The organism is Kitasatospora sp. NPDC056531, assembly GCF_042794375.1.
Lineage (GTDB): Bacteria > Actinomycetota > Actinomycetes > Streptomycetales > Streptomycetaceae > Kitasatospora.
Window position 1 is genome coordinate 34816 of the sequence record NZ_JBHTTU010000042.1, and the last position, 8778, is coordinate 43593.

The 8778-nt window shown below is 71.2% G+C and carries 9 protein-coding genes; 7 read left to right on the top strand and 2 right to left on the bottom strand.

All coding sequences use genetic code 11. From position 1 onward, the window contains the following. Positions 1-52 precede the first annotated feature (52 nt). Positions 53-1921: a translation elongation factor 4 gene (gene lepA, locus ACFQ87_RS28870; protein WP_380613771.1), complete on the bottom strand. Its 1869-nt coding sequence runs from the start codon at positions 1919-1921 to the stop codon at positions 53-55. 190 nt (positions 1922-2111) lie between these two features. Between lepA and ACFQ87_RS28875 the strand changes: the two genes are divergently transcribed. From ACFQ87_RS28875 to ACFQ87_RS28885, 3 genes are all read left to right on the top strand, one after another. Further along, entirely contained in the window at positions 2112-2417 is a 306-nt protein-coding gene (locus ACFQ87_RS28875) for an antibiotic biosynthesis monooxygenase family protein (protein WP_380613772.1), read from the top strand. 190 nt (positions 2418-2607) lie between these two features. After that, entirely contained in the window at positions 2608-2877 is a 270-nt protein-coding gene (gene rpsT, locus ACFQ87_RS28880) for a 30S ribosomal protein S20 (protein ID WP_196951699.1), read from the top strand. A gap of 604 nt (positions 2878-3481) precedes the next feature. Next, positions 3482-4075: a hypothetical protein gene (locus ACFQ87_RS28885; RefSeq protein ID WP_380613773.1), complete on the top strand. Its 594-nt coding sequence runs from the start codon at positions 3482-3484 to the stop codon at positions 4073-4075. A 19-nt stretch (positions 4076-4094) separates the two neighbouring features. On the opposite strand, the gene holA is transcribed toward ACFQ87_RS28885, so the two are convergent. Then, positions 4095-5093 (bottom strand): DNA polymerase III subunit delta, encoded by a 999-nt coding sequence (holA, locus tag ACFQ87_RS28890; RefSeq protein ID WP_380613774.1) that lies wholly within the window; start codon positions 5091-5093, stop codon positions 4095-4097. A gap of 115 nt (positions 5094-5208) precedes the next feature. Here holA and ACFQ87_RS28895 point away from each other — a divergent pair, with 115 nt between their 5' ends. The 4 genes from ACFQ87_RS28895 to ACFQ87_RS28910 all read left to right on the top strand — a co-directional run bounded on the left by ACFQ87_RS28895 (position 5209) and on the right by ACFQ87_RS28910 (position 8535). Then, positions 5209-5502: a hypothetical protein gene (locus ACFQ87_RS28895; protein ID WP_380613775.1), complete on the top strand. Its 294-nt coding sequence runs from the start codon at positions 5209-5211 to the stop codon at positions 5500-5502. 143 nt (positions 5503-5645) lie between these two features. After that, a complete protein-coding gene (locus tag ACFQ87_RS28900; RefSeq protein WP_380613776.1) occupies positions 5646-6065 on the top strand; it encodes an arsenate reductase ArsC in 420 nt (139 codons plus the stop codon). Between the two features lie 231 nt (positions 6066-6296). Continuing rightward, entirely contained in the window at positions 6297-7934 is a 1638-nt protein-coding gene (locus ACFQ87_RS28905) for an alkaline phosphatase family protein (RefSeq protein ID WP_380613777.1), read from the top strand. A gap of 325 nt (positions 7935-8259) precedes the next feature. Next, positions 8260-8535 (top strand): hypothetical protein, encoded by a 276-nt coding sequence (locus ACFQ87_RS28910; RefSeq protein WP_380613778.1) that lies wholly within the window; start codon positions 8260-8262, stop codon positions 8533-8535. The last annotated feature ends 243 nt before the right edge of the window (positions 8536-8778 follow it).

Sequence of the window (8778 nt, forward strand, 5' to 3'; positions counted from 1 at the left end):
GAACGCGGAAGGGCCCGGGCGGGTGCCCGGGCCCTCCTGGTACCGCTCGCCGCTACTTCTTGTCCTTCGGCGTCTCGGCGTCGGTGGACAGCGCGGCGATGAAGGCCTCCTGCGGGACCTCCACGCTGCCGACCATCTTCATCCGCTTCTTGCCTTCCTTCTGCTTCTCCAGCAGCTTCCGCTTACGGGAGATGTCACCGCCGTAGCACTTGGCGAGGACGTCCTTGCGGATCGCGCGGACCGTCTCACGGGCGATCACCCGGGAGCCGATGGCGGCCTGGATCGGCACCTCGAACTGCTGGCGCGGGATGAGCTTCTGCAGCTTGCCGGCCATCATCACGCCGTAGCTGTAGGCCTTGTCCTTGTGCACGATCGCGGAGAACGCGTCCACCGCGTCGCCGTGCAGCAGGATGTCGACCTTCACCAGCTGGGCGGCCTGCTCGCCGATGGGCTCGTAGTCGAGCGAGGCGTAGCCGCGGGTCTTGGACTTCAGCTGGTCGAAGAAGTCGAAGACGATCTCCGCGAGCGGCAGGGTGTAGCGCAGCTCGACCCGGTCCTCGGACAGGTAGTCCATGCCCTGCAGGCTGCCGCGGCGGGACTGGCAGAGCTCCATGATCGCGCCGACGAACTCGTTCGGCGCGAGGATGGTGCCGCGCACGACCGGCTCGAACACCTCGGAGATCTTGCCGGTGGGGAACTCGCTCGGGTTGGTGACGGTGTGCTCGGTGCCGTCCTCCATCACCACCCGGTAGATCACGTTCGGGGCGGTGGAGATCAGGTCGAGGTTGAACTCGCGCTCCAGGCGCTCCCGGATGATCTCCAGGTGCAGCAGGCCGAGGAAGCCGCAGCGGTAGCCGAAGCCCAGCGCGACCGAGGTCTCCGGCTCGTACACCAGGGCGGCGTCGTTGAGGCGCAGCTTGTCCAGGGCGTCGCGCAGCAGCGGGTAGTCCGAGCCGTCCAGCGGGTAGAGGCCGGAGAACACCATCGGGCGCGGGTCCTTGTAGCCGCCGAGCGGCTCGGTGGCGCCCTTGTGCTGCGAGGTGATCGTGTCACCGACCTTGGACTGCCGGACGTCCTTCACACCGGTGATGATGTAGCCCACCTCGCCGACGCCGAGGCCGTCGGCGACCTTCGGCTCCGGCGAGATGACACCGATCTCCAGCAGCTCGTGGGTGGCGCCGGTGGACATCATCTGGATGCGCTCGCGCTTGGTGAGCTGACCGTCCACGACACGGACGTAGGTGACCACGCCGCGGTAGGCGTCGTACACCGAGTCGAAGATCATCGCGCGGGCGGGGGCGTCCGCGACGCCGACCGGGGCCGGGATCGTGTTGACGATGTGGTCCAGCAGGTCCTCGACGCCGAGGCCGGTCTTCGCGCTGACCTGGAGCACGTCGGAGGGGTCGCAGCCGATGATGTGGGCGATCTCGGCGGCGTACTTCTCCGGCTGGGCGGCCGGCAGGTCGATCTTGTTGAGCACCGGGACGATCGTGAGGTCGTTCTCCAGCGCCAGGTACAGGTTGGCGAGGGTCTGCGCCTCGATGCCCTGGGCCGCGTCGACCACCAGGATGGTGCCCTCGCAGGCCGCCAGGGAGCGGGACACCTCGTACGTGAAGTCCACGTGGCCCGGGGTGTCGATCATGTTGAGGATGTGCGTCGTCCCGGCGTCCGGCCCGGTCTTCGGGGCCCACGGGAGGCGGACCGCCTGCGACTTGATGGTGATGCCGCGCTCGCGCTCGATGTCCATCCGGTCGAGGTACTGGGCGCGCATCTGCCGCGGGTCGACGACGCCGGTGATCTGCAGCATCCGGTCTGCGAGCGTCGACTTGCCGTGGTCGATGTGGGCGATGATGCAGAAGTTGCGGATCAGCGCCGGGTCGGTACGGCTGGGCTGTGGCACATTGCTGGGGGTCGCGGGCACCTTGGTCCGATTCTCCGTTGGTCCGGGGCCGGGGGTGTCCGGATCATCGCTGACCGGCTATCCCGGGGACCGGACAGTCTCGTCCGATCGAAATAGTTCCTCCCATCTTCCCACGACCGCGGCACCGGACGCCGTTCGGGCACCTCGGAGCCTTTCGCCGCACGCTCGTGAGGCGGCAGGATGGCCGTTCATGATCCTGGAAAGCGCACTGCTCGACGTCCGGCCCGGCCGGGAGGAGGAGTTCCTCGCCGCCTTCGCCGAGGCGCGTCCGCTGATCGCCGTCCAGCGGGGCTTCCGCTCCCTGGAACTGCGCCGCTGCCTCGACGGGGGACGCGGCTCGCGCTTCCTGCTCCAGGTGGAGTGGGAGACGCTCGCCGACCACACCGAGGGGTTCCGCGGCTCGGCCGAGTACGAGCAGTGGCGGGAGCTCCTGCACCGGTTCTACCGGCCGTTCCCGGAGGTCGAGCACTACGGCGAGCCGGTACTGAGCGCCTGACCCGGCCGGGGGAACCCGCGGTCCCGCGTCCGGCCCCGCATCCTGTCCCGCGCCCGGTCCGGTTTGGGGCGGGCGGCGGGCCCCTGGTAGCGTGGGCTGCTGCACCTGGCCTCGGCATGCCCTCTCAGCTTGACCGACGGCCTTCGGGTGCAGCCCGTTCAATACCTTTTAGACAGACTGAGGCTCCTTCGTGGCGAACATCAAGTCCCAGATCAAGCGCAACAAGACCAACGAGAAGGCACGCCTGCGCAACAAGGCCGTCAAGTCCTCGCTGAAGACCGCTCTGCGCAAGGCCCGTGAGGCCGCTGCCGCCGGCGAGACCGAGAAGGCCGTCGTGCTGGCCCGCGCCGCCTCCAAGGCGCTGGACAAGGCCGTGAGCAAGGGCGTCATCCACGCCAACCAGGCCGCCAACAAGAAGTCGGCCATCACCAAGCGCGTCAACGCGGCCGCCCAGGCCTGACGCCCCCCGGGGGCTCCGGTCCCCATCGCCTCGGACGACCCGGCCCTCTACCCGGAACCCTGAGGCGCGCGATACTCGCACCGCACGCGGCCTGCGTTCGCCACGCGGGTGCGGTGCACACCAGCTGTACGACAGGCGCCGTAGCCGGTCTCTTCCCCAGAGGCCGACTGCGGCGCCTGTCGCGTTTCCCGCTCCGGCCGCTATGGTCGGTCGGTCACGCGCGACCGAGGTGCGTTCGAGGCGCGGGGAGCGCCCCGGGCGCCCGTCACGAGGGGGGACTTCCATGACGACTCCACCGCCGCCGGGGCCGATACCGGGGCAGGGGCCCGGCCCGGGCCCGAACAGGCCGGGGTACGGGTTTCCGCAACAGACGCCGGGGGTGCCGGGGGCGCCCTCGGCGGGTGCGCCCGCGGCGGGATCGCCGGCTCCGGCCGGTTTCGGTCCGCCGCCCGGGCTGCCCGCCGCACCGGGGGCGGCTGTTCCCGGGGCTGCTCCTACGGCCTTCTCCGGGGCTGTTCCCACCGGCGGACCGGCCGGAGGCGGTTCCGGGAGCCGTTCGGGTGGCAACCTGCGCCGCAACGCCGTCTGGGCCTTCGTCGGCGCGGTGCTCGCCTCGGCTGGCTGGGCCACCGCCGTGACGGTCATCCCGGGCGTGGTCAGCAATGACTCCTCGCCGCGCAGTCTCGGCAGCTACCACCTGTCGGACGACTTCTGCGCCACCGGGAAGCCCGCCCGACTGCTGGAGAAGTACTCGGTCACCACGAGCAGCACCTCGCCGTCCCACCACACCGACCGGAACCCGGCCCTGGACAGCATGGTCTGCTCGATGTCGCTCAAGCGGATCGGCGGCGACAGCGACAGCGAGTACGCCTCGGTCTACATGCGCGCCGACCTGCACAAGGCGGTGAACCCCGCGCCCGAGCTCTCGGCCAACAAGGAGACCTACCGGTCGCGCGGCTACCAGATCACGAACATCACGGGGATCGGCGACGAGGCGTACTTCGTGTACAAGGACGACGCCTCGGACAAGTACCACGACATCTACGCCGAGGTGGACGTCCGCGACGGCGGGATGACCTACTACATCACCTACAGCGCCAGCTACACCCAGGGGAAGACCACCCCGCCGTCCATGGACGACCTCCACAACATGCTGCAGACGGACGCCGACAACACCGTACGGGCGATGCGCAAGTAGCGCGAGGCGCCCCGAACCGTCAGTAGGCGGGGCGGGAGCCGGCCCGGGCGGCCCGGGCGACGGCGACCACCGCGCGCTCCAGGGCGAAGGCCGGGTCGTCCGAGCCGCCCTTGACGGCGGCGTCGGCCTGGGCGATCGCGGTCAGCGCGGTGGCCACCGCGTCACCGGTCCAGCCGCGCATCTGCTGGCGGACCCGGTCGACCTTCCACGGCGGCATGCCCAACTCGCGGGCCAGATCGGCCGGACGCATGTTCCGCCCGGTGGTCGCCAGCCGCCCGATGCTGCGCACGCCGGAGGCCAGCGCGTAGGTGATGCCGGTCGGCGGCTGCCCGACGGCCAGCGCCCAGCGCAGCCGCTCCAGCGCCTCCGCGGCCCGGCCGGTGACGGCCAGGTCGGCCACCTCGAAGCCGGTCGCCTCGGCCCGGCCGCTGTAGTAGCGGGCGACCACCGTCTCGTCGATCGTGCCCTCGACGTCCGAGGTCAGCTGGCTGCACGCGGCCGCCAGCTCGCGCAGATCGCTGCCGAGGGAGTCCAGCAGCGCCTGGCAGGCCTCCGGGGTCGCGGAGCGGCCCAGCGTGCGGAACTCGCCCTTGACGAAGGCCAGCCGCTCGCTCGCCTTGGCCAGCTTGGCGCAGGCCACCTCGCGCCCGCCCGCCTTGCGGCCGGCGTCCAACAGGCCCTTGCCCTTGGCGCCGCCGGCGTGCACCAGCACCATGATCACTTCTTCGGCCGGGGCCTCGATGTACGCCTTGACCTCCTTCACCGAGTCGGCGGAGAGGTCCTGGGCGGCCCGGACCACGATCACCTTGCGCTCGGCGAACAGCGACGGCGTGGTCAGCTCGGCCAGGCTGCCGGGCTGGAGCCCGCCGGGCGGCAGGTCCCGTACGTCGGTGTCCGGGTCCGCCGCCTTCGCCGCGGCCACCACCTGGGCGACCGCGCGGTCCAGCAGCAGCTCCTCCTGGCCGACCGCGAGGGTCAGCGGGGCGAGCAGGTCGTCGGGTGCACTCTTCCTGGCCATCGCCTACCAGCATCCCACGCGCCGCGGACACTCCCGGCCGCCCGACCAGCCACCCGGACCGCCCGACCGGCCCCCGGACCGACCGCCCGCCGTGCCCGACCTGGACAATGGCCCGGTGACCGAGAACCACACCACCGACCTCCCGGACGTCAACGACCCCTTCGTCCGCCAGCTGCTCGTCCTGCCCGACCGCGACGCCGCCGACGAGGCCGCCGAGGAACTCCGCGCCGACCTCCCGGACCTCGGCGAGCTGGAGATCGTCCGCGACGCCCTGGCCGGCGAGGACGACGCCGAGGACGCCCAGTGGCTCGTCGTCCTCGACCCCCCTGCCGACGGCTGGACCCCCACCCTGCTCCACGCCCTCGACACCCTCGCCACCTCCTACGAGGGCTGGCGCGAGGAGGCCTGACCGGACGGCCCCTCGGGCGCCTCCCAGCCGGCCGCCTCCCACCGCCTCAAGGTGCTGCGCGAGGCCGACCCGGTCGGCTCCGAGCCGGGACCGGCGCCCCGGCCGCCGCCCCGCTCTCCCTGCCCTCGACCAAGGATCTCCCCGTGAGCACTCCCGTCGTTCCGTCGGTGCTGTTCGTCTGCGTCCACAACGCCGGCCGCTCCCAGATGGCCGCCGCCTTCCTCACCGACCTCGGCGGCCCCCGGGTGCAGGTCCGCTCCGCGGGCTCCGCCCCCGCCGGGACCGTGAACCCCGCCGTCGTCGCGGCCATGGCCGAGATCGGCATCGACATCTCCGCCGAAACCCCCAAGGTCCTGACCGCCGAAGCCGTCCAGACCTCCGACGTGGTGATCACCATGGGCTGCCGCGACGCCTGCCCGTACCTCCCCGGCAAGCAGTACCTGGACTGGCAGCTCGACGACCCCGCCGGCCAGGGCCTCGAAGCCGTCCGCCTGATCCGCGACGAGATCGAATCCCGCGTCCGCCTCCTCCTCGCCGACCTCGGCATCACCCCGCGGCCCTGACCCCGGCACCACCCCTCCGGCGCGGGCCCCACCGCCCCCCCCGCCGCCCCATTGACTGCGTATGCGCACCAATCCCTCTGGCAGGACGTCCAGTTGATGAGATTCGGCGAATTCCCGAATCTCTCCGCACAGGGGTTCAGCACTGTTCATGTCTCCGCCGCCGCCGGTATACCGAGCCCTCTGAACCTAGGACGGCACCGCCGCAGCCACTTCCCCTCCACAGGAGTCTCTGTGACCCGTCGTTATGTCCGGCTGGCCGCCACCCTCGGCGCCGCCGGTGTGCTGGCCGGATCCACCGTCGCCCAGGCGGCCGCCGCCGAGGAGGGCCGCGGCGCCCACGCGAAGCACGTGCTGCTGGTCTCCGTCGACGGCCTGCACCAGTCGGACCTGGCCTGGTTCGTGGCCGAGCACCCGCAGTCGGCACTGGCCCGGCTGGTCCGCGGCGGTGTCGAGTACACCCACGCGAGCACCACCAACCCCTCGGACTCCTTCCCCGGAATGGTCGCCCAGCTGACCGGCGGCGGCCCGGGCACCACCGGCGTCTACTACGACGACACCTACAACGCCGCACTGCTCCCGGCCGGCACCACCGACTGCAAGGGCGTCAAGCCCGGTGTCGAGGTGGACCTCACCGAGGACCTGGACAAGAACCAGGACGTACTCGACGCCGGACAGGGCCTCGTCGGCCTGCCCGGCTCCATCCTGCAGATGACCGGCAGGCCGCAGCCCCTGCTCAACCCGGCCAAGCTGCCGGTCGACCCGCACACCTGCAAGCCGGTCTACCCGCACTCCTACCTCCAGGTGAACACCGTCTTCGAGGTGGCCCGGCAGGCCGGTCTGCGCACCGCGTGGTCGGACAAGCACGCCGCCTACGACATCCTCAACGGCCCCTCGGGCGAGGGCGTCCAGGACCTCTTCACCCCGGAGATCAACAGCAACGCGACCGGGTACAACGGCGACTGGACCAAGGACAACAAGGCCACCGAGCAGTACGACTCGTACAAGGTGCAGGCCGTCCTCAACGAGATCGACGGCTACGACCACAGCCGTTCGGAGCAGGTCGGCACCCCGGCCGTCTTCGGTCTGAACTTCCAGTCGGTCTCCACCGCGCAGAAGCTCAAGAGCTCCCAGGGCCTCCAGGGCGGCTACGTCACCAAGGGCGTGCCCGGACCGCTGGTCGAGAAGAACCTGGAGTTCGTCGACCAGCAGCTCGGCGCGCTGACCGAGGAGCTGCGCAAGCAGCACCTGGACGGCTCCACCACCGTGATCCTCTCGGCCAAGCACGGTCAGTCCCCGATCGACCCGACCGCGCTCAACCGGATCGACGACGGCCCGCTGCTGGACGGCCTCAACGCCGCCTGGAAGGCCGCCCACCCGGGCGCCGGCGACCTGGTCGCCCACGCGGTCGACGACGACGGCGTACTGCTCTGGCTGAACGACCGCTCCGCGGCCGCCACCGAGTTCGCCGAGAGCTACCTGCTGGCGCAGAGCGGCAACGGTGTCGACATCAACGGCAAGGCCCGCCCCTTCACCCACAGCGGCGTCGAGAAGATCTACGCCGGCGAGGAGGCCGCCGACTACTTCCACGTCACGCCGGGCGACGCCCGCGTGCCGGACGTCTTCGGCGTCGCGCAGTACGGCGTCGTCTACACCGGCGGCAGCAAGATCGCCGAGCACGGCGGTGCCCACGCCGACGACCTGAACGTGCCACTGGTCGTCTCCGGCGCCGCCACCCCGGACGGTGTCCGCCAGGACGAGAAGGTCGAGACCAAGCAGATCGCGCCGACCATCCTGAAGCTGCTCGGCCTCAAGCCCAACGCGCTCCAGGCTGTCCGCGAGGAGCACACCCGGGTGCTGCCGACCCGCTGACGACCGGATGCCCAGTGGGCCGGAGCACCGGAGCCCGTCGGGTCGACCACTAGCCGGAGGACCGACCCGAGCGGCCGTACGCGCCTGGCGTACGGCCGCTCGGCCACAGTCCGACGAGACGGTCGGACGGCGCGACATCGGCCGCCTCCTCCGTACCCCGGCCGGTGACGGTGGTCCGCGGCGCGCTCCGGGCCCGCCCGGAGCGGTAGAAGCGGCAGGAGGGTCCCCCTGCTCGTCCAGGGCTGCTGCAAGGAGTCGTCGCACCTGTCGCTCAACGCGTCCGCCCGGCCCCCACTGCTGCGGGGACCTCGGTAGAGTCGGGTCAATGACCGGCAACCGGGGCCGCTGGCCAAAGATCGACCAGGACCGTGGCATCGAGGACGTGACGCTACTCATCCTGGAATGGCTTGGTGAGCAGGGCGTGAACGCCATGATCAGGGTGGACGCCGAGAGGTTGGACGACAACACTCCTGCGTGGACGTTCGCCGCCAACGGCGGCCCGTTGGAGCATGGCATGCGTGCTGACGGGAGGACTGTGCAGCAGTGCATGTCCGCCGCCTTGTCCAAGCTGCGCGAGGCCGGACTGTCGGTTCCGTTTTGATCTTCGTTCGCCATTGATCTCGATCACGATGTCGGCTTCGTCGTCTCGGCGCTTTCTCTGGAACCCAGCCGCTTCCCGCCGGAACCGCAGTAGCCCAACCCCCGTCACCTCGCCCCCACCTGGCCGGTGACGCTTGTTCGCGGCGGGGTCCCCGCGGGCGCCAGGGAGGGCTCCGCCCCCTCTTCCCCCCCCCCCCCCCCCCCCCCCCCCCCCCCCCCCCCCCCCCCCCCCCCCCCCCCCCTA